Consider the following 24,475-nt stretch of genomic DNA (forward strand, 5'->3'; position numbering starts at 1 on the left):
CTAGCGAGGATACCAGGTCTCGTAATCAAAGCTCACCTGCGCCCGCGCCTCATCCGCGCTGCGGTACACGCCGGCGCCGGCCCAGGCAAACATCGCGGCTCCCGAGACGGTGGTTTCGGCCTTCGCCAGCACCTTCACCGGCAGTTGCAGGGTATCGGCCTTAATCTGATTCCATAGCGCATTGCGACTGCCGCCGCCGACGAGCACCAGCTCTTCGGCCGTAAATCCGGCCACCTCCTCCAGCATCGCCAGCTGTTCGCGCAGGCGTATCGACAGCGCCTCCAGCGCCGAGCGGTAGAGGTGCCCGCGCTGGGTGGAGAGCGTCACTCCCCGCCAGCCGGCCTGCTTATCGCCCATCAGATCGCTGCGCATGGTCACCCCTTCGCAGCCAGCCGGCACGCGCCCTGCCTCCAGCAGCATCTGCTGATAAACCTGAGGGGCGGGAACGCCTGGCCAGTAGAGTTCACGGATCCACTCCAGGACCCCGGAAGCCAGATACTGGCAGCCGGGGTTAAAGTACCCCCTGCAACTATCCAGCTCGCAGGTCGCCGCGGTGTGTGATTGCAGTAGATCGGTGTTGATGCTGGACGAGCGCACCATCAGAATCTCCCAGGTACCCGAGGAGAGCACTGGCTGATTGAGCCCCACTCCCGAGCCGTAAAGCGCAAACTGGGTATCGTGGCCGCTGGAAATCACCGGAATGCCCGGCTTAAGCCCGAAGCGGGCCGCCGCCGCTGGCTGCAGTTCGCCAACAGGCTCGCCGGCGTTGACCATGCGCGGGAACAGCGAGCGCGCAATGCCGATCGACTCAAGCAGCCGCTCGCTGAAGGTTTCTTGCGCGACGTCCAGCAGCTGGCTGGTGCCCGCCATGGTTCTTTCCGTGATCATTTCCCCGGTCAGCTGAAAGCCAATTAATGACGACATAAACAGCCACGTGTGGGCGCGATCGAGCACATCCGGGACGTTCTCCCGCAGCCATATCAGTTTATACAGCGTGTTGAAGCTATACGGCGCTACGCCGGTAATAGCCTTAAGCTCGGCCGGCGGCAGATACTTCTGAATATTATTCATCACGGCTTCAGTGCGCGGGCATTTCCAGCTGATCACCGGATACAGCAGCGCGCCTTTGGCGTCCACGAGCGCGCCGTCGACGCCAAAAGCGGTAACGGTCAGCGCGCGTACCGGATGATGGGGGAGTTTCTTGACCAGCGCCCGGCAGCAGCGCTCGAGGCTTGCCATGATGTTTGCCAGCGGCCAGATGTGCCACAGCGGGTTTTCCGACGGGTTCAGCGTAAAGTTCTGCTGGTGGGCGCTGGCCAGCACGTTACCCCGCTCATCAATGGCCATCGCGCGAATATTGGTTGCGCCGCAGTCCAGAACGATCACGATGTCTTTCTGCATTTTTCCCTCTCCCCACCCGGCCAGCCCGGCCCCTCATCGGGGCGACGGTATATTTTCTGTATGGGATGGTTATCACTTCGCGGGTGATTGAAAAGGGGCATCGCCATCAGGCGCGACACTATGCGACTAATCTGTGAAAAGGATCACCAAAAACCGCGACTTAACGGCAAAGACGGCGTACCGGGTTCTGCCCGTTTTCCTCCAGCGGAGAGCAAGCGGGCAGTCGATCGCCCCCGGCCGACGTATTACCGGCCGCAGCAAGACGCGGGTTGCCTAAAAAGCGTAGCCAGCGGGACTATTTCGAGACGTCCGCGCCGAAATACTGCCTGGAAATCCGCTGGTAGGTGCCGTCGGCGCGAATATCGGCGATGGCGGCATCGATCGCCTGCCGTAGCTCCGGTTCCCCTTTGCGGATTAACACCGCTTCCTGTTCGGCATCACTTCTTTCCGCCACGATCTTCACCGGCGCGTCGGGCTTGTGTTTTTTGAAATCGAGGAACGAAAGATTGCTGTTGATGGTCGCATCCGCGCGCCCCTGCGCCACCAGGGCGATTGACTGGTCAAAGCCATCCGTCCCCACCACCTCCGCGCCATTTTCACGGGCAATTTGCGCATAGTTGCTGGTCAGCGTGTGGGCGGACTTTTTGCCCTTCAAATCCGCAAAGGTGTGAATATCCTGATTGTTGTTATTCACGATAAGGACCGCTTTCGGCGTGATATAGGGTACAGAAAAATCATATTTCGCCTGGCGTTCCGGCGTAATCGAGACCTGATTAATCACCGCGTCGTAGCGGTTAGCATCCAGCCCGGCCACCAGACCGTCCCACTTGCCTTCAACGAACTCCGCTTTCACGCCAATCCTCCGGGCAATTTCACGCGCGATATCGACATCAAACCCCACCAGCTTGCCGGAGGTATCATGATAGGTAAAAGGCGGGAAGGTCCCTTCGGTGCCGACTTTAAACACCCCCGCCGATTTTATCTTCGCCAGGTTTTCGCCGGCGTAGACCGCGTGCGTCACGCTCAGCTGAATGGCGGTAGCCAGCAATGCGGTCATCAGTACTTTCATCATTCACTCCTTCATCTGGATTGCCGTGTTATTTTTTTAAATTTCCCAGGAATCGGGAAACGTCTCCGTCAGCGTGGAAATAAAAAGCTGCGTACGCGTTTTCCTGGCCCGGGTAAAAATGTCCCGCGAGGTCCCGCTCTCCACAATGTGGCCGGACTCGAGGAACACCACCTGGCTGGCAATATTTGCCGCCAGCCGAAGATCGTGGGTCGCCATCAGCATCGTCGTCCCCTCCTGCGCCAGCTGACGCAAAACGGCGATCACCTCCTGGGCTAGCTCAGGATCCAGCGCCGAGGTCGGTTCATCGCAGAGCAGCACTTTCGGCGAGGGGGCCATCGCCCGGGCAATGGCGACCCGCTGCTGCTGGCCACCGGAGAGCATCGCCGGCCAGGCATGGCGTTTGTGCGCCAGGCCGACTTTAGCGAGCAGCTCTTCCGCCCGCGCCCTGGCCCGTTCGCGGGGCCATTTCTGCACCACCATCAGCCCCTGCATAATGTTTTCCAGCACCGACAGATGCGGAAATAGCTGGAAGTTCTGAAAGACCATGCCGGTTTGCTGGCAAATACGACGAATGTCCTTTCTTTTTGGCGCCGCGGCGGGAGAGAAAATAATCTCCTCGTTGCCAATTGTTAATTTCCCGGCCTGCGCGATTTCCAGTAAATTAATACAGCGTAATAATGTACTTTTACCGCTGCCCGATGGACCAATCAGTGCCGTCACGCTGCCTTCCGCAATCGTTAAAGAAATATTATGCAGCACCTTCTGCTGGGCAAAACTTTTATCAAGTCCGGACAGCGTTATCATTATGCTCTTCCTTTATCAGCGTATTTCTTTCTAAACGTAATTCCAGCCGGGACTGTAAATACGCTAAGACTGAACTAATTAATAAATAGAGCAGGGCCGCTTCGCTATACAGAATCAGCGGCTGGTAGGTGACAGCGGCAATACGCTGGGCGGCTAAAAAGAGCTCCGGTACCGTAATCACCGATGCCAGCGAGGTATCTTTGACTAAGGAGATAAAGGTATTCGACAGCGGCGGCACCGCCACTCGCGCCGCCTGCGGCAGGATAATATAGCGCAGCGCTTGCCCCCAGCTCATGCCGATGGAGTGCGCCGCCTCCCACTGCCCTTTGGCGACCGATAGCAGCGTCGCCCGGATCACCTCCGAGGTAAAGGCGCCGACGTTCAGGGTAAAGCCGATAACCGCGGCAGGAAAGGCATCCAGGGTGATCCCGACGCTGGGCAGCGCGTAAAAAATCAGGAACAGCTGCACCAGCAAGGGGGTGCCGCGGATAATCCAGACATAAAAACGCACCACGCTTTTCAACGGTGCCGGGCCATATAAACGAATCAGCGCGACAATAAACCCCAGCAGCAGGCCGAGGAAAAAAGAAATTAAGGTTATGGGGATAGTAAAAACCAGCCCGGCATAAAACATCGGCCAAAATGAACTTATTACTAATGAAATAAATTCCGCCACATCTCACCTTTTCGCGCAGTCATCATTCTTTATTACTGCCCCAGCGGGGGGCAGCTTATTAAAAGAGCTTACCATGCACGCCAGCCCAGCAGCATGTATCAATACTGGCATTGAATAGCCGACTTTGTGCTTTAAGCTCCCCACCGGCGGCCGTCACTGCCGGTGTGTCGGCGCATCGTTGACGCCATCGGTGAAATAACGCAGCCGCCGGAATAATAAAAATGGTCAGCCGTAAAAACGTTCGTCCTGCTATAGAATATTTTCGCCAACCCTTTCCTGAAATAAAGATAAGCGCCGGGCGCGAGGCGCTAATTCGGTGAAAAATACGGCAAAAAAGGCCTTATCTGGAAATCAACACGCCCAGGCGGCTAACAGGCTTTCCCTCCGGATGGCCAAAAAGCATCTTATATTCCATTTTGCTCTTAATGACGGACAAATATTCTTTAAATTACCAATTTTGCAGACCTACCATTCAAATATCTCGATACGAATGGGCAAATTGTTATGTCAGTCTTTCACTCCGTTAGCGACCTGATTGGTCACACTCCGCTGCTTCAGCTGCACAAGCTGGATACCGGCCCCTGCAGCCTGTTTTTAAAGCTGGAAAACCAGAACCCGGGCGGGTCGATTAAAGACCGCGTCGCGCTGTCGATGATTAATGAGGCGGAACGGCTGGGTAAATTAAAGCCCGGCGGAACCATTATTGAAGCGACGGCCGGTAACACCGGACTGGGGCTGGCGCTGATCGCCGCGCAAAAAAATTATGCCCTGACGCTGGTGGTTCCCGACAAAATGAGTCGGGAAAAAATTTTCCATCTGCGCGCCCTGGGAGCCAAAGTGCTCCTCACCCGCTCGGATGTGACGAAGGGCCACCCGGACTATTATCAGGATTATGCGCGCCGCCTGGCGGATGAAACGCCGGGGGCCTTCTATATTGACCAGTTCAATAACGAAGCCAATCCGCTGGCGCACGCCACCACTACCGCGCCCGAAATATACGCTCAGCTGGACGGCGATATCGACGCCATCGTCGTCGGCGTCGGCTCCGGCGGCACCCTCGGCGGCCTGCAGGCCTGGTTTGCCAGACACTCGCCAAAAACCGAATTTATTCTTGCCGACCCGGCGGGATCGATCCTTGCCGACCAGGTTGAAACCGGGCGCTACGGTGCAACAGGCTCCTGGCTGGTCGAAGGGATTGGCGAAGACTTCATTCCACCGCTGGCCCATCTGGACGGCGTCCGTACCGCATATCGCATCAGCGATGGCGAAGCGTTCGCGACCGCCCGCCAGCTCTTACAAACCGAAGGCGTGCTGGCCGGATCGTCAACCGGCACCTTACTGAGCGCCGCGCTGCGCTACTGCCGGGCGCAGACCACCGCGAAACGGGTGGTGACCTTCGCCTGCGACAGCGGCAACAAATACCTCTCCAAAATGTTTAACGACGACTGGATGCGCCAGCAGGGCCTGCTGAGCCGGCCGCCGCGCGGCGATTTAAGCGATTTTATCGCCCTGTGCCACGATGAAGGGGCTACCGTCACCGCGGCCCCCGACGATACCCTCGCCGCCATCCTTGCGCGCATGCGTCTGTATGACATTTCCCAGCTGCCGGTGCTGGAAAACGGCCGCGTCGTCGGCATCGTCGATGAGTGGGATCTGATCAGCCACGTCCAGGGCGACAGCCAGCGCTTTTCGCTGCCCGTTCGGGAGGCGATGACCCGCAACGTAGAAACGCTGGATAAACACGCGCCGGAAAGCGCGTTGAAAGCCATTTTCGATCGCGGTCTGGTGGCCGTTATCGCTGACAACGAACGTTTTTTAGGTCTCATCACCCGCAGCGACGTGCTGACGACCTGGCGCAACCGACTTGAACACTAAGGACGAAAGATGAAAAATTTGCATACGTTGAGCGTACATAGCGGCGTCTTTAACGACGGGCACGGCGCCGTAATGCCGCCGATTTACGCTACCTCCACCTTTGCCCAACCCGCGCCGGGGCAACATACCGGCTATGAATACTCGCGCAGCGGCAACCCGACCCGCCACGCGCTGGAGACGGCGATTGCCGAGCTGGAGAGCGGCGCCCGCGGCTACGCGTTTGCGTCAGGCCTGGCGGCGATTTCCACCGTCCTCGAGCTGCTGGATAAAGACAGCCATCTGGTGGCCGTCGATGATGTCTACGGCGGCACCTATCGGCTGCTCGAGAATGTCCGCCGTCGCAGCGCGGGGCTGCGGGTCAGCTGGGTCAAGCCCGACGATCTGGCCGGTATTGAAGCGGCCATTCAGCCGGATACGCGCATGATCTGGGTCGAAACCCCAACCAACCCGTTGCTTAAGCTGGCGGATCTCAGCGCCATCGCGGCGATTGCCCGTCGGCACAATATTATCAGCGTCACCGATAACACCTTTGCCTCCCCGATCGTCCATCGCCCCCTCGAGCTGGGCTTCGATATCGTGGTGCATTCGGCGACGAAGTACCTGAACGGCCATTCCGACGTTGTCGCCGGGCTGGCGGTCGTCGGTGACAATCGCCAGCTGGCGGAGGAACTGGGCTATCTGCAAAATGCGGTGGGCGGCGTGCTTGACCCGTTCAGCAGTTTCCTGACGCTACGCGGTATCCGGACGCTCGCGCTGCGTATGGAGCGTCACAGCAGCAATGCGCTGGCCCTCGCCGAATGGCTTGAACAGCAGCCGCAGGTGGAGAAAGTCTGGTTCCCATGGCTGGCATCGCACCCCCACCATCAGTTGGCGCGCCGGCAGATGGCCCTGCCCGGCGGGATGATTTCGCTGGTGGTGAAAGGCGATGATGACTATGCGCAGCAGGTCATCAGCAAGCTGAAGCTGTTTACCCTTGCGGAAAGTTTGGGCGGTGTGGAAAGCCTGGTCAGCCAACCGTTCAGCATGACCCACGCCTCTATTCCGCTGGAACAACGGCTGGCCAATGGCATTACCCCTCAGCTGATTCGCCTTTCCGTCGGTATCGAGGATCCACAGGATCTGATCGCCGACTGGCAGCGCGCACTCAGTGAGTAAACAAAAAACCCGCCGGACGGCGGGTTTTTGCTTTTGCTGACAAGGCGGCGCCTATCAGCACTCAGCTAAACAGTTTGCCTTTCAGCAGACTCATACCCTCTGACAGTAGATCCTGCTGGGCGGGCGCCTCGCCCGCTGGCGATAAACCATCAACAATGTCAGGCAGATATTGCGCGATCAGCGCCGACGCGGTTTGCGGATCGATCCCGAGTTTCGCCCCGAGATCCTGCAGCGTAGAGGATCCGAATACCGAGGTCACCTGGTCACTGGAGACCGGCAAATTATTTTGCTGGCTAATCCACGACTCCACGATCTCGCCGAGGCCGCCGCTGCGGAATTTCTCCACAATTCCCTGAATCCCGCCCTGCTGCTGGATCCAGCTCATTATGGCCTGTAGCTGCTCCGCTTTACCGGCCTGGCCGCCCAGCATACCGCCGATTTGATCAAGTAATCCCATTGCAGACTCCGTATAAATGGGGGGTGGTTAATGAACGCCGATTTTCCCGTCTTACTTCGCCGGAATAATCAGTACCTGTCCCGGATAGATTTTGTCGGGATGGGTCAACATCGGTTTATTGGCTTCAAAAATCCGCGGATAGTCATTCGCGGAACCATACATGTTTTTGGCAATCGCGCTCAGGGTGTCGCCGGATTTCACCGTGTAGTAGCGGCTTTCCGCTCCGCTTTGCGTCACGGTAACGTTATCGCTGACCTGAGCAATACCGGTCACGTTACCCACCGCCACCATAATTTTCTCTTTATCCTCCTGCGAAGCCACGTCGCCGGTCACCGTGGCGGTACCATCTTCTGCCACGGCAATATTGACCTTGTCCGCGCCAGGCAGATTAAGCGCATCGATGTGCTTTTTCAGCTTGTCGGCCTGGTCCTCTTTGTCGCCGCCTGAAACCGCGTCCCAGATTTTCTCACCCGCTTCCTTCACAAAACTCAACAATCCCATATTCCCTCCTGTTACTGGCAATGACCTACGAAAAACTTATATCAGACCCAATAAGCGTAGTTCATAAATAGCGTTTTCCCTCTTTCAGTAGATACTCCACGAAACGGGTCAGCTTCGGCAGCGGGCGAAGATCCTGACGCCAGAGCAGATGTATCGGCCGTGGCCGCGGGGTATACGCCTCCAGCACCCGCACGAGTTTTCCACTGGCCAGCTCCTCGGCCAACAGAACTTCCGGCTGTAGCAACAGCCCGGCTCCGGCAATCGCCGCCATCCGCAGCGCATAGCCGTCATTGCAGCGCAGGATCGCATCGCGCTTCCAGCGCACCTCCGCTTGCGCGCCGGGCAGGATCCACTCATTCCGCGCGGTCCATACCGTATGGGACAGGCAGAGATGATCCACCAGATCCTCTGGCGCCGTGGGCGTGCCGTGGCGGGCGAGGTACGCGGGCGCAGCGCAAATCACCATCCGGTATGGACAGAGATATTTCGCCACCAGGTCGGTGTGGTGAATATCGCCAATGCGGATCGCCAGATCGAACCCTTCATCCACCAGATCGATCATCCGGTTGGTCAGATCCAGCTCCACGCGCACATCCGGCCACGCCTGTAAGAAAGCGGCGGTCAGCGGGGCGATCGCACAGGCGCCAAAGGAGGTCGGCGCGCTGATGCGCAGCGTCCCGGCGGGGGCAAGGCGCAGGCGTTCTACTGAACTTTCGGCAATCGACACCTGTTCAAGCACCCGCTTAGCCTCTTCATAGTAGACCCGACCGGCATCGGTCAGGCTTTGACGCCGGGTGTTGCGTTCCAGCAGGCGGGTAGCGAGCTGACGCTCGGTCAGGGCGATATATTTGCCGACCATCACCGCCGACATCTCCAGCCGCGATGCCGCTTCGGTAAAGCTGCCGCACTCCACCACGGCGATAAACGTCTCCATTCCGCGGAGCTTATCCATATTACAAACCTCTGGTTAGTAATCATCTAACTTTTAGCCAGTTTATCCGATGTCGGTTTCATTAAAGAATAGAGACTCACCACAGATAAGGAGTCAGCCATGAAAATCGTCGTTATTGGCGCCAGTGGAACCGTAGGCCGTGCGGTTACCGAAGAACTGAGCCGCCGCCATGAAGTCATCCGCGTCGCTCGTACCCAGGGCGATCGGCAGGTTGATATCACCTCCCAGGCGAGCGTCGAGGCGCTATTTGCAGACGTGGGTCAGATCGATGCGATTGTCTCGGCCACCGGCAGCCTGTTCTTTGGTCCGCTGGCGACGATGAGCGATCGGGATTTCAACCAGGGTTTGCAGGATAAGCTGCTGGGACAGATCCGCCTGGCGCTCACCGGCCAGCATTATCTGAAAGATGGCGGTTCGATTACGCTGATTAGCGGCATTGTCGCCCATGAGCCGATTGCTCAGGGGGTCAACGCCACCACGGTGAACGCCGGGCTGGAAGGTTTTGTCCGCGCCGCCGCCTGCGAACTGCCGCGCGGGATCCGCATCAACCTGGTCAGCCCCACCGTGCTGACCGAGTCGGCCGCGGCCTATGATGGCTTCTTCCCCGGCTTCGCCAGCGTACCGGCGACGACCGTCGCCCAGGCCTATCGCCGCAGCGTGGAAGGCGTGCAGAGCGGCCGGGTCTACACCGTCGGTTATTGAATTGCGGCGGGTAAAAATGCGCCTGAATCAGGCGCATACTCTTAAGAAATCGCCATCCAGCGGCGCAGGTTATCCAGCATCGCCAGACATTTTTCCAGTTCGCTCAGGGCAATAAATTCGTCCGGCTTGTGCCCCTGCTCCATGCTTCCCGGCCCGCAGATAAGCGTTGCCACGCCCGCCTCGTCAAACAGGCCGCCTTCGGTGCCAAAGGCGACGGTAGAGAACGCCTCGCTGCCCGCCCATTGCGCCAGCCAGCCGGCAAAAGCCGACTGCGGGTCGCTTAACAGGCCTGGATACTGGCTCAGCGCACGCAAGGTAATATTTGCCTCCGCCGCCACCGCCCGCATCGCCGGCACTAACTCATCGCCGGCATACGCCTGCAGCTCGCTAAGCGTCTGCGCAAGGGAGACATCCGGCAAATGGCGAATTTCAAAATCAAACTCGCAGCTTTCAGGCACAATATTGAGCGCTGCGCCCCCCTTAATCACCCCCACCTGCAGGGTGCTGTAAGGCGGGTCAAACCGGGGATCCTGCCTGAGCGCCAGCTTTTCACCCAGCATGCCTAAACGGCTAATCAGCTTTGCCGCATACTCGATAGCATTCACCCCACGAGGGGCATAGGCCGAGTGGCAAGCCTTACCGTGCACCTGGCAGCGCATGGCTAATTTGCCTTTATGGCCATAGACCGGGCGCATCTCCGTAGGCTCGCCGATGATGCACAACGCGGGCTTGTCTTTTGAGGCCTTAAGATGATCCACCAGGCTACGAACGCCAAGACAACCCACCTCTTCGTCATAGGAAAAGGCCAGATGCAGCGGCATGCTTAACGGCTGGGCGAGAAAGGCGGGAATAGAGGCCAGCACGCAGGCAATAAACCCCTTCATGTCGGTGCTGCCGCGCCCGTAGCACAGGCCATCGCGGAGGGTCAGCTGGAACGGCGGAACCGTCCAATGCTGACCGTCAACCGGCACAACGTCGGTATGGCCGGAGAGCATCACGCCACCCGGCCCCGGCGGGCCTAACCGGGCGTAGAGATTCGCCTTTTTACCTTCTTCATCGTAGAAAAGCCGGGTCTCAATGCCGAAACCGCCCAGAAGGCGGTTAATGTAGTCAATCATCTGCAGATTGGATTCACGACTGGTGGTATCAAACGCCAGTAGCGTGGCCAGAAGCGTTGTCACCTCATGATTCATCGCCTGGTACTCCGTAACTGGGGGCCTCCCGGGGATCGAGCGCGCGCGTAATATAGGCCTGCATCTGCGGTTCATACGCCTGCCAGAGCGCGGCAAGCTCAGCAACAGGATCGTGCTCGCTCCAGTCAACGCGCAGGTCCACCAGCGGCCATGAATAGTCATCCACGACTTTCACCGCCGCCGAGTGGACCGGCCCCGCTTCGCCGCCGCAGGCCAGTCCGGCCTGCAGCGCGGCAACCAGACGCATCGCCATTTCACCTTCGCTTTGCCCGAAGCCGGCGACCATCGCCTCAATCACCGAGGCGCTGGCCAGCATATTGCCAGCGGCAATGCAGTTCTCTCCTTCGGCAACGTGATAGATGCCCAGCGTCTTATCGCCGCTGAATGAGGCCGTCCTGCCGCTGGCATCGATGGCGATAATCTGCCGGTAGCGGCTAAAGTCATCCTCCGCCAGCGCTCTGCGTAGCGCCTTCTCTGGCTCTAAACCTTGTTCCAGTTGCGCCAGCGCCAGCTGGCCGAGCGCCGGCAAAGTGATGTTCTGGCTGGACACCGCCCCTACTCCGGCCTGCAGCCAGGGGCAGCGGGCACCGACGGCGATACTGGAGGAACTGATGGCAATACCAAACTGCCCGCTTTCCGGGCAGTATGCTGCGATAGAAAAGGTCATCGTCGCTCCTTATTTGACAAAATCATCGGGAATTACGGCAATCACATCGATCTCCATCAGCCATTGCGGCTGTGCCAGCGCGGAAATCACCAGCCCGGTGGAGATAGGGAAGACCCCTTTCAGCCATTTCCCCACCTCCTGATACACCGGCTCGCGGTAGCGCGGGTCAATAATATAGGTCGTGGTTTTCACGATGTGCGACAGATCGCTCCCCGCCTCTTCCAGCAGCTGCTTGACGTTTTTCATCGCCTGCTCGGCCTGCGCCTGCGGATCGCCCAGCCCCACGAGGTTACCGGCAAAATCGGTCCCCACCTGTCCACGCACATAGACGGTATTCCCGGCGCGAACCGCCTGACATAAATCGTTATCGAGAGTCTGATTGGGGTAGGTCTCTTTGGTATTAAACATGCGAATGCGGGTATGCGTCGGCATCATTTTTATCCTCTAAGTAAGCGGGTGTTCAGCGCTGGCCGGCATCCCGGTACTGGCTGTATTTACGCTGGGTGGCGATATGGTCGGCGATGTGTTTCGCGTCATGCCACACGCCCCAGATGAAGGTCGAGCCACGGCGTGACAGCCACGGCAGTCCGAGGAAATAGACCCCGGGCTCGCTGGAGACGCCGCGTTGATGCTGCGGACGATGGTGCTCATTAAAGGCATTCACGTTGAGCCAGCTGTAATCCACGGCGTAGCCGGTCGCCCAGATAATGGTGGTGATGCCCGCGTCCGCCAGGTTCAGAGAGAGGATCGGCGAGGTCATGCACGGCGGGTCAGGTAAAAACTCGCGGGCGGCAGGTTCTTCCGGCAAATCCAGGCCATTGGCCGCGATGTAGGCATCCGCGGCATCCAGCAGCGCGAGGTAGTTCTCATCCCCGCGACGGATGTTGTCGCACAGATCCGGCTGGAAGGTGGCGGTACCGGATACAAAGTCTTTTGTCAGCCCCACCAGGGTGATACCGCGCTGCGCCAGCTCGCGAAAATCCACCGTGTGGCCGCCGTGGGCGCCGCTGACCGCAATCGTAACATGTTCTTTACCCGGGGCGCTGGCAGGCGCATCCCACAGCCCCAGCACCCCCAGCCACCAGCAAAAGTCGCGGTTGCGATAAGCGCGCGGCGGACGGTCGTGGGCGCCCACGGATAAATAGACCTCGCGACCGGCACGCAGGAGTTCGTCGGCAATCTGTACCCCGGAGGAGCCCGCCCCGACGACCAGCACGGCACCGGCCGGGAGCTGCGCAGGGTTGTAGTAGCCGGCGGAGTGAATTTGATGAATTCCGGGCTCTTTCGGCGCGATTGGCGGAATGACCGGTTTCTGGAAGGGCCCGGTGGCGGCCACAATACGCTGTGCCTCAATGACCCCCGCGGTGGTTTCAATGGTAAACCCCGGGCGCCCGCTGTTGCGTACCGCGCTCTTCACCTCAACGCCGGTACGCACCGGCAGAGCGAATTCCCGGACGTAATCTTCAAAATAAGCCGCCACCTCGTCCTTCGGAATAAAGCTGTCAGGGTCAGCGTCTTTAAATTCCATCCCCGGGAAGCGGTCATGCCACGCCGGGCCGTTCGCCACCAGCGAATCCCAGCGCCCGGTGCGCCAGGCTTCGGCAATACGCTTTTTTTCGATAACCAGATGCGAGATCCCAAGCTTCGTCAGATGCTCACTCATGGCAATACCGGCCTGGCCTCCGCCAACGATCAGCGTATCAATCTCTGTTTTTTCTACGGTCATAATGTGTCCTTCGAATGGTGTTCAATCGCCAGGAATAAACCACTGCGCAGGACCGAGGTTAATAAAGCGTAACAATCAGGTAAATTATTATAAATTTAGAACCTGAGAATAAAATAGTGATGCAGAGCGCAGCACGTTGAATCTACAAGATAAAAACAATATTCCCCCTCAAACCGGGTAAAAATATAATGAGTCAAAGGGCGAATTCTCCAGGAAAAATAAATAGCAAGTTTTTCGGCATATAAAAAATATCGCCAGAGGATCGTTTTTTCCTGTTCAGAAAACCCGCTACCGGCGAGCCATACGGCTCCTCACCCTGACACGGCGGCCCGGAACCTTGTTCCGGTTCGGGATGGTCAGCGGATGATGCGCCGCTGTTTTCCGTTATTTTTCGTCATCGTTAATGCGGCGCCGTTAACATAGTGTCGCATCGTCGGCGATATTCACTATTAAAGGCCAATCCCGGGGAGATATACGCCGTAAGCGGCCCAACGATCGGCCGCCATTTATTTTTTAGCGATGCATATGATGACTCTGAATACTCCTGCGGCGAATGCGCTCACCTGCTCTTTTATCGCTGTGCAGCGCCTGCCTCCCTCAGTCCGCAGGCGAAGTGATGCCAGCGGGATGACATCCGCTTTCCACAGCGGGTACACTCAGGTTCCCGTTTCCCCTTCGCGACTGAGCTATGCTAAAGAAATTACCATTTATTATCCCGCCGTTGGCGCTTATCGCGCTGCTTGCCTGGTGGCTCACGCCGCACTACTCCGCAGAAGATGAGGCTTACTACCGCTCGGTTTTCTGCGTCATCGATCGTCACGATAGTGGGACGTTTCTCCGCGACATGGAAAACATCGTCGAAGGCGGCAACTCGGATTATGCCCTGCACAAAACCCATTTTATTCCGGCGCTGGCCGAGCGAATGCGCCAGACCTGGCTACAGTTAAGTCAGGAAGAGCAGGACAGTATCCGTGAGGATCAGCAGCGCTGCCGTCAGCTGATGAGCGAAAAGCAGCAGGGTTAAACCTTACCCTGTTAACCCGTCGGTCAGGGGGATACGCGGCGGCCTGCCCGGTATTCCCGCGCCGCCCGCCTTTTCCCCGGAAAAAGTACGGAAATAATCTCCTGCCGACGAGCATAAAAAAGAGTTGATCTGATATGCACAAACTCTTACTTTGCTAAGCAGTTTTCACACGAGATAAGACGATGCCGACAATTACAGCCAGCAGTATGCAAGAAGCGAAGGAATTAATAACCTGTGGAAAATACAGAGAAATCGTGCTGAATTTTGATATTGATGCTGATGATTTCTTTACTCTCGCCACCTCCCAGCAGGCAACAAAAGTCACCATACTCAACAGAAACAACCACTCACCGGTCAAAGCAGAAAAATAATAAAACCTCTGAGGTATTTTTTATGTGGCTATTTATTGGCACACTCGCCATCGCCTTTCTCTCCTCCCTAATGCTCATTTGGCTCGACGATCGCATCGCTGAGCGGGACTAATTCCTGTTCCGACGCTCACCCCCTCTCCACAAACAGGCTCGTCTTCCGTTACCGGGACGACGAGCCGCGTGCTTGTCCCAGCCATGCGCTGACCGCAGCTGCCAACGCCATATAGCCCACGAGGGAGAATCCGGGCAGGATAACGCGCGGCGGTAGTTCGCTGGCGCGGCAATACTGTCACCCCGCGTGAGGCTGGCGCGGATAAAGGTCCGTTGCGGTGGAAAATCGGCGCTAAAATCATCCCACAGGGTCTCATCCAGCATAAATCCAGGGAGCAATACCACGGGCAGGGCATCAAGGCTCATCGGCTCATCCGGCGTTTTGCCGTTCATCACCGGACTCTGCGCCGGGCGGCGCAGAGTCAACTCAGGCAGGTTACAGCGATTTCGCCAGCCGTTCGACGGCGGTCATCAGCCCCTCTTCCGACACCGTAGAGTAGGAGAGACGCAGCGTGCGGGTATCCGGGTTATCGTTATAAAACGCTTCGCCAGGCACGTAGACCACGCCGTTTGCGAGGGTCTTTTTCATCCATTCCATGGTATCGAACGGATAGCGGAAACGGGCCCACAGGAACATACCGCCTTTTGGTCGGCTGAACTCGATGTGCTCGCCCAGACGGGATTCGAGAGCGTCAGCCAGCGCCACGCACTTCTTACGATAATCTTCGCGGATCAGCGCGATCTGGCTATCCAGGCGGTTCATCGTCAGATATTCCGCGGTGATCACCTGAGATAACATATTGGTGTGCAGATCCGCCGCCTGCTTGACGATCACCGTCTGCTGCGCCAGCCAGTCCGGCATCACGATCCAGCCGATCCGCATTCCCGGCGCGAGGATTTTGGAGAAGGTCGAGGTGTAGACCACCCGATCTTCACAGCCCAGCTCGACCGCGTGCTGATACAGCGGACGGCGCACTTCATCGGTGAAACTGATTTCACCGTACGGATCATCTTCGATAATGACAAAATCATACTGCTTCGCCAGGGCAACCAGACGACGCCGACGATCTTCACTCAGGGTTTTACCGCCCGGGTTACCGAAGGTCGGCACCAGATAAACGGCTTTCACACGGGTGGTCGTCAGCAGATCCGCCAGCTGTTCAACCAGCATCCCGTCATCATCGGTATCCACGCTGAGAATATTCGCCTGCGCCAGCTGGAAGACCTGCAGCGCCGCCAGATAGGTCGGACGCTCGACGACGATCGCATCGCCCGGATCGAGCAGGGTACGAGCCACGATATCCAACGATTGCTGTGAACCGGAGGTGATATAGACATGGCTTGCCGGACAGGCCACGCCGCGCGTCTGGCACAGCTCGCTCACCGCCTGACGCAGCGGCGGGTAGCCTTCGGTCAAACCATACTGGAATGCATCATTGAAACGCCCCCCCATCACCTGCTGCACCGCCAGATTCAGACCTTCGGTATCAAAAAGCTCCGGGGCAGGGATCCCGCCCCCCAGGGAGATCACGCCAGGCAGTTTACTGTGCTTGAGAAGTTCGCGGACGGCGGAGGGTTTGAGTTCACCCGCGCGGGCGGCGAGTCGCCGATCGTGCATATTATTTTCCTTTTCTGTTTCTGTCTTGTTGTTGTATTGGTAGCTCATAACATAGCTTGCTTGCAGGATTTGTCGCCCGGACAGGCCGTTCAGACGCTATCCGGGCAGCCGGTTACCGGCCGTCTTTGTCTTTCAGCACAATTAACGGTTCGATATCACTCTCTTTTTTGACCACCAGCGAATCATCGCCGCGCAGGCAGGTACCGCCGTAGTTACCGCCGACGGTAAAAGTACAGACCTGAATGTATTTACCATCCACCTTCGGCAGGCACCATAGCTGCTGGTAAATATTCTTACGATCGACAAATTTCCCGCTGGTTTTATCCAGCACTTCGTCTTGCGGACCAATCAGGTCGATATTGCTGCCGCAGCGCCCGGAGATAGGTTTCACCGCATAGCCGGTTTTCGCCAGCTCTTCGTTGACCACAAAATCGGTATCCAGCAGATAGCGATGATGCGGGAACAGCGACCACAGCACCGGCAGAATCGCTTTGTTGCCGGGGATCACCGTCCAGAGCGGTTCAAATACCAGGACTTCCGGGCGCAGCAAGACGTCAATCAGCCGTACCTCCCCTTGCGGATGCCCGGTACGGATCGGCACCGCGGCATACTCGTCGGCGCTGACTTCGCGCACCTGTTCGATGGCGGTTTCCCAGGCCCAGGTTTTCCAGACGCAGTTTACCAGGCGCCCGTCCGCGTCGATCAGCTGTCCGGCGGCGTCCCAGCGCAGTTCATCAAGGCCAAAGAGGATTTTACTCTCGAAGCCGGCCTGGGTGAGCGAGCGCTGGATAAAGCGGGCGTGATAGTTCTCCTCCAGATCCTTATCCTGCATGATATGCACGAAAGGACGGGCCCGACTGTGCTTCCAGGCGCCCGCCAGCTCGTCCAGCAGGTTTTCCGCCGGGTTATGCCCGGTGCCGTAATAGCCCTGTTTCAGCCACTGCTCGAGGATCAGACCGCCTTCGGTATGGCAGGAGGCGGAGTCGGCATTGTATTCATAGACCTTCAGCCCGCGCTCATCCATACAGAAATCCATGCGCCCGGTAATCATATGATGACGACGTCGTTGCCAGGAGAGACGCAGGCGCGGCCAGAGGATTTTGGGGATATCGAACAGCGCCAGCAGGTTGTCATCTTTCATCACCTTGTCGGTGGCGTGCAGGTACATCAAATGCAGCTCATTGGTCGCTTTGATCAGCTCCTGCTCGGCGCTTTCGGTGATAGTGAAATACTGGTAGGGGTCTTGATTAATGAAGTGACCGTTGGCTTCAACGTAGGCTTTTTGCAGCGCGTCCTTCTCGTTCAGCCAGTTACCGCGGAACTGGCCTTTATTCGGCAGGCGCGCCCCGTGGATCGCCATCGCTTCACCGGGCAGGACCGGCTGCGGCAGACTGTGCTCGGTGTCGGCGGTCTGAATCATCCAGCCCAATATCTCCGTATCGGCAAAGGTATCCTTGATGGTGTAGAGGCCGTCTTTGACCTCCAGCGTGAGTTCACGGGTCCATTGCTGGCCCTGCGGCAGCGCGGTGTGAATCACGTTTTGCTCGGCGATTCTGACCTTATTGCCGACCAGTTGGGTAATCACCGCGACATGGCCGGTATGTTTAAACTCACCGCCCTTTTGCCAGATCAGCAGGGAGCCGGCTATCGGCGGACGGCGGGAACCATTGGCGAAGGCCTGGAGCGGCAGAATATTGTCATTAACCACTTCGCGCAGAAAGCGCAGGGAGAAGATTTCATAGGCCATGCCGACATCGGTAAAGACAAAGCCGTAGGTGAGAAACAAAAAGCGGCGGGCGAACTCGACGCACTGCCATTTGTGCCCCATATACTCATTGCCGATGTAACTGCGGAACGTCGCGTCATCCGGATAGTCTCGCGGATTTAAGCTACTGTAATTCGATGAATAAATTGCTACGCCGCCCGGCGCGTAGCCTAACAATGTACCAAAAGGGGCATCGCTGCTAGTCGATCCTTTACTCATTAGCCTGACCTCAAATTAATGCAGCCCGGGCAGTTGGCGGAACAAAACTCCCTCTTCTTATCCTGCCGCAGGCACTTACCAGACAGAGGTGGAATCATAATACCACTCATTCGATTCGCTATTTGTGCCCTGTGGGAAAATAACCCGGCGCCTTCAGGTAAAAGTGATATCGTTATTTGAGATATCTCCCGGTAATACTTCGGGTTGCATCGGCGTTGATGGCAACACGAATGAGACAGGGAAGAACAACGAATAACGCAAACGTCAGGAGTTGATTATGAGCACACAACCTCATCTGCAAGCCCAACCGCTGGTCTGGGGCCACGGCCCGCGTACTTTTGAAGTTTTCCTCGAACCAACCTGCCCGTTTTCAGTCAGGGCCTTCAACAAGCTCGACGACCTGCTGGATGAAGTCGGCGCCGATAATGTGACGATCAAGATTCGTCTGCAGTCCCAGCCGTGGCATCTGTTTTCCGGCGTCATCGTACGCTGTATCCTTGCCGCCTCCACCCTGCCGCACGGCAGAGAGCAGGCGCACAAGGTGCTAAAGGCGGTCGCCGCTCATCGCGAAGAGTTTGAATTTACCGACCACTGCAGCGGGCCGAATATGGATGCCACGCCGCAACAAATTATTGAGCGCATCGAACGTTACAGCCACGTTCAGCTCGCAGCGGCCTTTGCTCGCCCGGAACTGCAGACGGAGATCAAATGGCATTGCAAATACGCGCGGCAGAATGGTATCCATGTCTCGCCGACCTTTATGGTCAACGGCCTGGTCCAACCGGACCTCGGCAGCGGTGACGATATCAGCGTGTGGGCCGAGCGGATTATGGCCTGAGCCCCGTGCAGCCGCCCCGGTAGCGCCAGGATTACCGGGGCGATAGCGGCCTGAGGCCGGCGGTATTAAGCCTCACTGTGTTAAACCCGCGTTGTCACTCCTGCTACACTCCTTCAACACCTCACTAAAAAGGCAGGTCATCATGTCAGAGAATAACTATCAACCACCTAAAGTGTGGGAATGGAAGCAAAACAACGGTGGCGCGTTCGCCAACATTAACCGTCCCGTCTCCGGCGCTACTCATGAAAAAGCGCTGCCGGTCGGCTCACATCCGCTACAGCTGTACTCTCTGGGAACGCCAAATGGCCAGAAGGTGACGATTCTGCTGGAAGAGCTGCTGGCGCTGGGCGTCAGCGATGCGGAATACGACGCCTGGCTGATTCGCATCGGTGAAGGCGATCAGTTCTCCAGCGGCTTTGTGGAAGTGAACCCCAATTCAAAAATTCCCGCGCTGAGCGACCACTCCACCACTCCGCCGACCCGCGTGTTTGAATCCGGCAGCATCCTGCTTTACCTCGCAGAGAAGTTCGGCTTCTTCCTGCCGAAAGATCCCGCCGGCCGGACCGAAACGCTTAACTGGCTGTTCTGGCTACAGGGCGCTGCCCCGTTCCTCGGCGGCGGCTTTGGTCACTTCTATAACTATGCGCCGGTGAAAATCGAGTACGCCATCGACCGCTTCACCATGGAAGCCAAACGCCAGCTCGACGTGCTGGATAAACAGCTCGCCCGTAACCGCTATGTGGCCGGGGAAGAGTACACCATCGCCGATATGGCCATCTGGCCGTGGTACGGTAACGTGGTGCTGGGAGGGGTGTATAACGCAGCCGAATTCCTTGACGCCGGAAGCTATAAAAACGTCCTGCGCTGGGCGCAGGACGTGGGCAACCGCCCGGCAGTAAAACGTGGCCGTATCGTTAACCGGACTAACGGCCCGCTTAACGAACAGCTACATGAGCGCCACGACGCCAGCGACTTCGACACCCGGACCGAAGATAAACGCCAGGCGTAATGCGCCAGCGACCGGGGGCCTCGGCCTTCGGTCGTTAACTTTCCAGCCGGTATCCGGCCATAAAGTAGCGCATCGCGGTGCAGGAATGTCCCTCCTTGAAAAAATCCATCACCATATTCCTGTCCAGACCATAGCGGCGGGTCAGAATCCCGGCCTCCCACGCGCTAAGCTGACGATCGCCGGTTTGTTCAAACATGCGCTGAGAATAGCCGAGCACAAACCCGCGCTTATAATCCGCACAAAAACCGGCCGCATTGCTGGCGCTTTCGGCCTGAGAGGCCTTTAGCCCGGCCATTAAACCTTTACCAAAATGGTTATCCATCGCTTTCACCCCCAATCGTTATATACAAAATTATATGGCGATTTTTTGAGCGAGTGCTAGCGCTATTTCCCCCATTTTTAGCTGAGGTATTGCGCAAACCACGCCAGGGTTCGCTGCCAGGCAAGCTCGGCTGCCGCCCGGTCATAGCGCGGCGTGGAGTCATTATGGAAGCCGTGATTGACCTGCGGATAGACGTAGGCCTGATAGACCTTATGCTGCGCCTTCAGCGCCTCTTCATAGGCGGGCCAACCGTCGGTGATCGGTTTATCCAGTTCCGCGTAGTGCAGCAGCAGCGGCGCATGAATTTTGGCTACGTCATTAAGCGGCGGCTGGCGGCCGTAAAACGGCACCGCGCAGGCCAGTTCCGGGATCGCGACGGCGGCAGCGTTGCAGACGCCTCCCCCGTAACAAAACCCGGTTATCCCCACCTTGCCGTTCGCCTGCGGGTGTTTTTCCATAAAGGCGACGGCGGCAAAAAAGTCGTTCATCAGCTTCAGCGGATCGACTTTCTGCTGAAGCTCGCGCCCTTCATCATCGTTGCCGGGATAGCCGCCGACCGAGCTCAGACCATCCGGCGCCAGCGCGATATAGCCCGCCTTTGCCACCCGTCGGGCGACATCTTCAATGTAGGGGTTAAGGCCGCGATTCTCATGAACCACCACCACGGCCCCGGGTTTCGCGGTCAGTTTCGTCGGCACCACCAGGTAGGCGCGAACCTCTCCGTGGCCGTCAGGAGAAGGGTAGTGAATATATTCCGCACGAATATCGGGATCGGTAAACGGTACCTGTTCAGCAAGCGCATAGTTGGGTTTAAGCAGATTAAACAGCGCCAGCGCGGTCATTCCGCCCACGGCATATTTCCCGGCCAGCTGTAAAAACTGCCGTTTACTGATTTTGCCGTGGGCGTAATAGTCGTAATACTCCAGTAGTTCTTGCGGAAAATCTTTCGCCGTCAGTCGCGTCATCGTTTGTTCTCCGGAAATAAGGCCCCTTTAAGCAAAGCATAAGCTCGCGATGACGCCAGCAATCTTGCGCATTGTGATCCAGCAAACGCCGCCGAAGTGCCATACTAGTTAATATAGAAACAATGTTTTAACTCAATAAGGAGAGATGATGTCCTGGTTAGCTGACCCCACCCGCTACGAGCGGATGCAGTATCGCTATTGTGGTAAAAGCGGTTTACAGCTGCCCGCGTTATCGCTGGGGCTGTGGCACAATTTTAGCCACGGCAACGCGCTGGATGACCAACGCGCCCTGCTGCGTAAGGCTTTTGATCTGGGTATTACCCATTTCGACCTGGCCAATAACTACGGCCCGCCTCCCGGCAGCGCCGAGGAAAATTTTGGTCGCCTGCTGCGCGAGGATTTTGCCGCCTACCGTGACGAACTGATCGTGGCCACCAAAGCGGGCTATACAATGTGGCCCGGTCCCTACGGTAACGGCAGCTCGCGAAAATATCTGCTGGCCAGCCTTGACCAGAGCCTCAAGCGTATGGGGCTGGATTACGTCGACATTTTCTATTCACATCGCGTCGATGAAAATACGCCGATGGAAGAGACCGCCGCGGCGCTGGCGCAGGCGGTGCAGAGCGGTAAAGCTTTATATGTCGGCATCTCCTCCTATTCGCCGGAACGCACCCAGCAAATGGCCGCGCTGCTGCGCGAATGGAAAATCCCACTGCTTATTCATCAGCCCTCCTATAACCTGCTTAACCGCTGGGTCGACAGCAGCGGCCTGCTGGATACCCTCGAGGAGCATGGCGTCGGCTGCATCGCCTTTACCCCGCTGGCGCAAGGCCTGCTGACCGGCAAGTATCTCCAGCAGATCCCGGAAGGTTCGCGGATGTTCTATGAAGGGAAAAGAGACCGCGGCCTGACGGAAAATATGCTCAGCGAGGCAAACCTGCGCAGTCTGCGTTTATTGCAGGAGATGGCCCACCGCCGCGGGCAGAGCATGGCGCAGATGGCGCTGAGCTGGCTGCTGAAAGACGGCCGGGTGACGTCGGTACTGATTGGCGCCAGCCGCCCACAGCAGCTAGAAGAGAACGTGCAGGCGCTGCAAAATCTGGCCTTTAGCGCCGAAGAGCTGGCCCAGATCGACCAGCACGTGGCGGACGGCCAGCTCAATTTATGGCAGGCCTCGTCGGATAAATAAACCGTTCACCCGGCGGGCTGTCCCATGCCGCCGGGCAGACGAAATCAGTGCTTAACCTTGGTCAGGCGATCGAGATAGCCCATCACAAACGCCGACAGCACAAAGGTCAGATGGATAATGACATACCACATCAGCTTGTTGTCCGGCACGTTTTTGGCATCCATAAATACCCGCAGCAGATGGATCGAGGAGATCGCAACGATAGAGGCCGCCACCTTATTTTTCAGCGACGTAGCGTCCATTTTGCCCAGCCAGCTGAGCTTTTCTTTTCCTTCGTTGATATCCAGCTGGGAGACGAAATTTTCGTAGCCGGAGAACATCACCATCACCAGCAGTCCCCCCACCAGCGTCATATCCACCAGCGACAGCAGGGTAAGGATCAGATCCGACTCACCCACGCTGAAAATATGCGGCAGGATGTGGAGAATCTCCTGAAAAAATTTGATCGACAGCGCAATCAGCCCCAGAGAAAGGCCAAAATAAACCGGTGCCAGCAACCAGCGCGAGGCATACATAGTATTTTCCAGAAAGCGTTCCATAAGATCCTGTGAGTTAACCAAAACGGCCGCCATTATATCGCAACCCGCCGGCGCGAATACAACAGCCAGCCCGCGTAGCCGGTGAGCTGCGGGCATAAAAAAGGCTGGCGCAAGGCCAGCCTGGGGAGATCGGTCGGGGAGTTACTGCGCTTTAACGGTTTCTTCACCCACCAGACCAATCTTCAGATAACCCGCCTGATGCAGGGTATCCATGACTTTCATCATCGTCTCATAGTCCACGGTTTTATCCGCGCGGAAGAAGACGGTGGTGTCTTTTTTACCGTCAGTCAGCGCATTCAGCGCGCCGATCATGCTCTCTTCGGTCACCGGGTCGTTGCCGAGGAACATGGTTTTATCCGCTTTCACCGACAGATAAATCGGTTTTTCCGGGCGCGGCTGAGGCTGGCTGGAGGAGGCCGGCAGGTTCACCTTCACATCCACCGTGGCCAGCGGCGCGGCCACCATGAAGATAATCAGCAGCACCAGCATAACGTCGATAAACGGCGTCACGTTGATGTCATGCATCTCGCCGTTATCATCGAGGTTTTCGTTAAAATGCATCGCCATAAAGCATCAACCTACCCGTAATTTCTGCGCGGTACGCACCGGCGTAGTGCCGCTGGCGCTGAGGTCCAGATCGCGGCTTTGCAGCAGCAACACCTGGGCGGCGACATCGCCGAGAGTGGCTTTGTAGCTGCCGATCATGCGGGCAAAGATGTTGTAGATAACCACCGCCGGAATCGCGGCAAACAGGCCGATAGCCGTCGCCAGCAGCGCTTCGGCGATACCCGGTGCGACAACCGCGAGGTTGGTGGTCTGCGTCTGGGCGATACCGATAAAGCTGTTCATGATGCCCCAGACGGTACCAAACAGCCCGACGAACGGAGAAATCGCCCCGATGGTCGCCAGGTAACCGTTGCCGCGGCCCATATAACGGCCCACAAACGCCACGCGGCGCTCAAGGCGGAAACCGGTACGTTCTTTAATACCTTCGTTATCTTCGACGCCTGAAGAGAGTTCCAGTTCGTTCTGCGCTTCGTTAATCAGCTGGCAGCTTAAGCTCCTGGCATGGAAACTGTTGGCAATATCGCTGGCCTGATCGAGGGAACGAGCTTCGCTCAGCAGTTGCTGTTCGCGCTTGAGGCGGCGCTTGCTGGAGAGAATTTCAGCACCCTTGCCGAAGAAGATAGCCCATGTCACAACCGACGCCAGAATCAGGCCGATCATCACCACCTTTACGACAATATCGGCATGATGATACATACCCCAAACGGACAGATCCGCCTGCATCAAATTATTACCCACACTGAATCTCCACGACGTAAATCATAAATTCTGAGCATAATAATATCAAAACGGCATCGAATTGATAGTGGTTCTCATTAGT

General features: G+C 57.3%; 26 protein-coding genes. 8 read left to right on the forward strand and 18 right to left on the reverse strand.

Annotated elements, in window-relative coordinates:
- The 4 genes from fucK to ACI2JR_RS16420 form a co-directional block, all read right to left on the reverse strand.
- The gene (gene fucK / locus ACI2JR_RS16405) at positions 1 to 1,401 is read right to left on the reverse strand and encodes an L-fuculokinase (protein WP_462478994.1); all 1,401 of its coding nucleotides are present in this window, start codon (positions 1,399 to 1,401) and stop codon (positions 1 to 3) included.
- 295 nt (positions 1,402 to 1,696) lie between these two features.
- On the reverse strand, positions 1,697 to 2,470 hold the full coding sequence (locus ACI2JR_RS16410) for an amino acid ABC transporter substrate-binding protein (RefSeq protein ID WP_132729813.1): 774 nt from the start codon (positions 2,468 to 2,470) through the stop codon (positions 1,697 to 1,699).
- 36 nt (positions 2,471 to 2,506) lie between these two features.
- Complete coding sequence (locus tag ACI2JR_RS16415) at positions 2,507 to 3,274, reverse strand: amino acid ABC transporter ATP-binding protein (protein WP_462478995.1); 768 nt, start codon at positions 3,272 to 3,274, stop codon at positions 2,507 to 2,509.
- Positions 3,252 to 3,908 (reverse strand): amino acid ABC transporter permease, encoded by a 657-nt coding sequence (locus tag ACI2JR_RS16420; RefSeq protein WP_132729812.1) that lies wholly within the window; start codon positions 3,906 to 3,908, stop codon positions 3,252 to 3,254. The genes ACI2JR_RS16415 and ACI2JR_RS16420 overlap by 23 nt, the downstream gene beginning before the upstream one ends.
- Positions 3,909 to 4,448: 540 nt before the next feature.
- On the opposite strand from ACI2JR_RS16420, the gene ACI2JR_RS16425 reads away from it, so the two are divergent.
- A complete protein-coding gene (locus ACI2JR_RS16425) occupies positions 4,449 to 5,825 on the forward strand; it encodes a pyridoxal-phosphate dependent enzyme (RefSeq protein ID WP_462479009.1) in 1,377 nt (458 codons plus the stop codon).
- Positions 5,826 to 5,834: 9 nt separating this feature from the next.
- Entirely contained in the window at positions 5,835 to 6,980 is a 1,146-nt protein-coding gene (locus ACI2JR_RS16430) for a trans-sulfuration enzyme family protein (protein WP_132729726.1), read from the forward strand.
- 61 nt (positions 6,981 to 7,041) lie between these two features.
- Here the strand turns inward: ACI2JR_RS16430 and ACI2JR_RS16435 are convergent, their stop codons facing one another.
- The 3 genes from ACI2JR_RS16435 to ACI2JR_RS16445 all read right to left on the reverse strand — a co-directional run bounded on the left by ACI2JR_RS16435 (position 7,042) and on the right by ACI2JR_RS16445 (position 8,890).
- Positions 7,042 to 7,437, reverse strand: coding sequence for a YidB family protein (locus tag ACI2JR_RS16435; protein ID WP_132729725.1), 396 nt, complete (start codon positions 7,435 to 7,437; stop codon positions 7,042 to 7,044).
- A gap of 51 nt (positions 7,438 to 7,488) precedes the next feature.
- Entirely contained in the window at positions 7,489 to 7,938 is a 450-nt protein-coding gene (lysM, locus tag ACI2JR_RS16440; RefSeq protein WP_132729724.1) for a peptidoglycan-binding protein LysM, read from the reverse strand.
- 61 nt (positions 7,939 to 7,999) lie between these two features.
- Complete coding sequence (locus ACI2JR_RS16445; protein WP_462478996.1) at positions 8,000 to 8,890, reverse strand: LysR substrate-binding domain-containing protein; 891 nt, start codon at positions 8,888 to 8,890, stop codon at positions 8,000 to 8,002.
- A gap of 99 nt (positions 8,891 to 8,989) precedes the next feature.
- Between ACI2JR_RS16445 and ACI2JR_RS16450 the strand changes: the two genes are divergently transcribed.
- Positions 8,990 to 9,592 carry a short chain dehydrogenase gene (locus ACI2JR_RS16450; protein ID WP_132729722.1) on the forward strand — a complete coding sequence of 201 codons (603 nt, stop codon included), beginning with the start codon at positions 8,990 to 8,992 and terminating at the stop codon, positions 9,590 to 9,592.
- A 41-nt stretch (positions 9,593 to 9,633) separates the two neighbouring features.
- Here ACI2JR_RS16450 and argE read toward each other — a convergent pair whose 3' ends face one another.
- The 4 genes from argE to ACI2JR_RS16470 are packed head-to-tail and all read right to left on the reverse strand — an operon-like array spanning position 9,634 to position 13,178.
- Positions 9,634 to 10,785: an acetylornithine deacetylase gene (gene argE, locus ACI2JR_RS16455; protein WP_132729721.1), complete on the reverse strand. Its 1,152-nt coding sequence runs from the start codon at positions 10,783 to 10,785 to the stop codon at positions 9,634 to 9,636.
- Entirely contained in the window at positions 10,775 to 11,452 is a 678-nt protein-coding gene (locus tag ACI2JR_RS16460; RefSeq protein WP_462478997.1) for a DUF1028 domain-containing protein, read from the reverse strand. Before ACI2JR_RS16460 ends, argE begins: the two co-directional genes overlap by 11 nt.
- Before the next feature lie 9 nt (positions 11,453 to 11,461).
- Positions 11,462 to 11,884: a RidA family protein gene (locus tag ACI2JR_RS16465; RefSeq protein WP_132729811.1), complete on the reverse strand. Its 423-nt coding sequence runs from the start codon at positions 11,882 to 11,884 to the stop codon at positions 11,462 to 11,464.
- Between the two features lie 28 nt (positions 11,885 to 11,912).
- The gene (locus ACI2JR_RS16470; protein WP_462478998.1) at positions 11,913 to 13,178 is read right to left on the reverse strand and encodes a flavin-containing monooxygenase; all 1,266 of its coding nucleotides are present in this window, start codon (positions 13,176 to 13,178) and stop codon (positions 11,913 to 11,915) included.
- A gap of 688 nt (positions 13,179 to 13,866) precedes the next feature.
- Between ACI2JR_RS16470 and ACI2JR_RS16475 the strand changes: the two genes are divergently transcribed.
- Together ACI2JR_RS16475 and ACI2JR_RS16480 are read left to right on the forward strand one after the other, a co-directional pair.
- Complete coding sequence (locus tag ACI2JR_RS16475) at positions 13,867 to 14,202, forward strand: hypothetical protein (protein ID WP_132729718.1); 336 nt, start codon at positions 13,867 to 13,869, stop codon at positions 14,200 to 14,202.
- 182 nt (positions 14,203 to 14,384) lie between these two features.
- Positions 14,385 to 14,573 carry a hypothetical protein gene (locus tag ACI2JR_RS16480; RefSeq protein ID WP_132729717.1) on the forward strand — a complete coding sequence of 63 codons (189 nt, stop codon included), beginning with the start codon at positions 14,385 to 14,387 and terminating at the stop codon, positions 14,571 to 14,573.
- 487 nt (positions 14,574 to 15,060) lie between these two features.
- Here the strand turns inward: ACI2JR_RS16480 and ACI2JR_RS16485 are convergent, their stop codons facing one another.
- Positions 15,061 to 16,242: an aminotransferase-like domain-containing protein gene (locus ACI2JR_RS16485; RefSeq protein ID WP_132729716.1), complete on the reverse strand. Its 1,182-nt coding sequence runs from the start codon at positions 16,240 to 16,242 to the stop codon at positions 15,061 to 15,063.
- Positions 16,243 to 16,354: 112 nt separating this feature from the next.
- Complete coding sequence (gene gss / locus ACI2JR_RS16490; RefSeq protein WP_462478999.1) at positions 16,355 to 18,226, reverse strand: bifunctional glutathionylspermidine amidase/synthase; 1,872 nt, start codon at positions 18,224 to 18,226, stop codon at positions 16,355 to 16,357.
- A gap of 277 nt (positions 18,227 to 18,503) precedes the next feature.
- Here gss and ACI2JR_RS16495 point away from each other — a divergent pair, with 277 nt between their 5' ends.
- The gene (locus ACI2JR_RS16495) at positions 18,504 to 19,064 is read left to right on the forward strand and encodes a DsbA family protein (RefSeq protein ID WP_462479000.1); all 561 of its coding nucleotides are present in this window, start codon (positions 18,504 to 18,506) and stop codon (positions 19,062 to 19,064) included.
- A 142-nt stretch (positions 19,065 to 19,206) separates the two neighbouring features.
- Complete coding sequence (gene yghU, locus ACI2JR_RS16500) at positions 19,207 to 20,073, forward strand: glutathione-dependent disulfide-bond oxidoreductase (protein WP_132729713.1); 867 nt, start codon at positions 19,207 to 19,209, stop codon at positions 20,071 to 20,073.
- Between the two features lie 34 nt (positions 20,074 to 20,107).
- Here the strand turns inward: yghU and ACI2JR_RS16505 are convergent, their stop codons facing one another.
- Both ACI2JR_RS16505 and yghX read right to left on the reverse strand, forming a co-directional pair.
- Positions 20,108 to 20,395: a DUF2623 family protein gene (locus tag ACI2JR_RS16505; protein ID WP_132729712.1), complete on the reverse strand. Its 288-nt coding sequence runs from the start codon at positions 20,393 to 20,395 to the stop codon at positions 20,108 to 20,110.
- A gap of 77 nt (positions 20,396 to 20,472) precedes the next feature.
- A complete protein-coding gene (gene yghX, locus ACI2JR_RS16510) occupies positions 20,473 to 21,360 on the reverse strand; it encodes a YghX family hydrolase (RefSeq protein ID WP_462479001.1) in 888 nt (295 codons plus the stop codon).
- 148 nt (positions 21,361 to 21,508) lie between these two features.
- On the opposite strand from yghX, the gene mgrA reads away from it, so the two are divergent.
- Entirely contained in the window at positions 21,509 to 22,549 is a 1,041-nt protein-coding gene (mgrA, locus tag ACI2JR_RS16515; RefSeq protein ID WP_132729810.1) for an L-glyceraldehyde 3-phosphate reductase, read from the forward strand.
- Between the two features lie 44 nt (positions 22,550 to 22,593).
- Here the strand turns inward: mgrA and ACI2JR_RS16520 are convergent, their stop codons facing one another.
- The 3 genes from ACI2JR_RS16520 to exbB all read right to left on the reverse strand — a co-directional run bounded on the left by ACI2JR_RS16520 (position 22,594) and on the right by exbB (position 24,393).
- The gene (locus ACI2JR_RS16520; RefSeq protein ID WP_132729710.1) at positions 22,594 to 23,088 is read right to left on the reverse strand and encodes a TIGR00645 family protein; all 495 of its coding nucleotides are present in this window, start codon (positions 23,086 to 23,088) and stop codon (positions 22,594 to 22,596) included.
- Positions 23,089 to 23,229: 141 nt separating this feature from the next.
- Positions 23,230 to 23,655 (reverse strand): TonB system transport protein ExbD, encoded by a 426-nt coding sequence (exbD, locus tag ACI2JR_RS16525; protein ID WP_132729709.1) that lies wholly within the window; start codon positions 23,653 to 23,655, stop codon positions 23,230 to 23,232.
- Between the two features lie 6 nt (positions 23,656 to 23,661).
- Entirely contained in the window at positions 23,662 to 24,393 is a 732-nt protein-coding gene (exbB, locus tag ACI2JR_RS16530) for a tol-pal system-associated acyl-CoA thioesterase (protein ID WP_132729708.1), read from the reverse strand.
- Positions 24,394 to 24,475 lie beyond the last annotated feature (82 nt).

Origin of the sequence: Klebsiella sp. NPDC088457, from assembly GCF_044900465.1 — a bacterium.
GTDB lineage: Bacteria > Pseudomonadota > Gammaproteobacteria > Enterobacterales > Enterobacteriaceae > Klebsiella.

Bases quoted from the DNA above. Each gene is read 5' to 3' on its own strand.
- fucK (WP_462478994.1), bottom strand. From the start codon at position 1,401: ATGCAGAAAGACATCGTGATCGTTCTGGACTGCGGCGCAACCAATATT.
- ACI2JR_RS16410 (WP_132729813.1), bottom strand. From the start codon at position 2,470: ATGAAAGTACTGATGACCGCATTGCTGGCTACCGCCATTCAGCTGAGC.
- ACI2JR_RS16415 (WP_462478995.1), bottom strand. From the start codon at position 3,274: ATGATAACGCTGTCCGGACTTGATAAAAGTTTTGCCCAGCAGAAGGTG.
- ACI2JR_RS16420 (WP_132729812.1), bottom strand. From the start codon at position 3,908: ATGTTTTATGCCGGGCTGGTTTTTACTATCCCCATAACCTTAATTTCT.
- ACI2JR_RS16430 (WP_132729726.1), top strand. From the start codon at position 5,835: ATGAAAAATTTGCATACGTTGAGCGTACATAGCGGCGTCTTTAACGAC.
- ACI2JR_RS16435 (WP_132729725.1), bottom strand. From the start codon at position 7,437: ATGGGATTACTTGATCAAATCGGCGGTATGCTGGGCGGCCAGGCCGGT.
- lysM (WP_132729724.1), bottom strand. From the start codon at position 7,938: ATGGGATTGTTGAGTTTTGTGAAGGAAGCGGGTGAGAAAATCTGGGAC.
- ACI2JR_RS16445 (WP_462478996.1), bottom strand. From the start codon at position 8,890: ATGGATAAGCTCCGCGGAATGGAGACGTTTATCGCCGTGGTGGAGTGC.
- ACI2JR_RS16450 (WP_132729722.1), top strand. From the start codon at position 8,990: ATGAAAATCGTCGTTATTGGCGCCAGTGGAACCGTAGGCCGTGCGGTT.
- argE (WP_132729721.1), bottom strand. From the start codon at position 10,785: ATGAATCATGAGGTGACAACGCTTCTGGCCACGCTACTGGCGTTTGAT.
- ACI2JR_RS16460 (WP_462478997.1), bottom strand. From the start codon at position 11,452: ATGACCTTTTCTATCGCAGCATACTGCCCGGAAAGCGGGCAGTTTGGT.
- ACI2JR_RS16465 (WP_132729811.1), bottom strand. From the start codon at position 11,884: ATGCCGACGCATACCCGCATTCGCATGTTTAATACCAAAGAGACCTAC.
- ACI2JR_RS16470 (WP_462478998.1), bottom strand. From the start codon at position 13,178: ATGACCGTAGAAAAAACAGAGATTGATACGCTGATCGTTGGCGGAGGC.
- ACI2JR_RS16475 (WP_132729718.1), top strand. From the start codon at position 13,867: ATGCTAAAGAAATTACCATTTATTATCCCGCCGTTGGCGCTTATCGCG.
- ACI2JR_RS16480 (WP_132729717.1), top strand. From the start codon at position 14,385: ATGCCGACAATTACAGCCAGCAGTATGCAAGAAGCGAAGGAATTAATA.
- ACI2JR_RS16485 (WP_132729716.1), bottom strand. From the start codon at position 16,242: ATGCACGATCGGCGACTCGCCGCCCGCGCGGGTGAACTCAAACCCTCC.
- gss (WP_462478999.1), bottom strand. From the start codon at position 18,226: ATGAGTAAAGGATCGACTAGCAGCGATGCCCCTTTTGGTACATTGTTA.
- ACI2JR_RS16495 (WP_462479000.1), top strand. From the start codon at position 18,504: ATGAGCACACAACCTCATCTGCAAGCCCAACCGCTGGTCTGGGGCCAC.
- yghU (WP_132729713.1), top strand. From the start codon at position 19,207: ATGTCAGAGAATAACTATCAACCACCTAAAGTGTGGGAATGGAAGCAA.
- ACI2JR_RS16505 (WP_132729712.1), bottom strand. From the start codon at position 20,395: ATGGATAACCATTTTGGTAAAGGTTTAATGGCCGGGCTAAAGGCCTCT.
- yghX (WP_462479001.1), bottom strand. From the start codon at position 21,360: ATGACGCGACTGACGGCGAAAGATTTTCCGCAAGAACTACTGGAGTAT.
- mgrA (WP_132729810.1), top strand. From the start codon at position 21,509: ATGTCCTGGTTAGCTGACCCCACCCGCTACGAGCGGATGCAGTATCGC.
- ACI2JR_RS16520 (WP_132729710.1), bottom strand. From the start codon at position 23,088: ATGGAACGCTTTCTGGAAAATACTATGTATGCCTCGCGCTGGTTGCTG.
- exbD (WP_132729709.1), bottom strand. From the start codon at position 23,655: ATGGCGATGCATTTTAACGAAAACCTCGATGATAACGGCGAGATGCAT.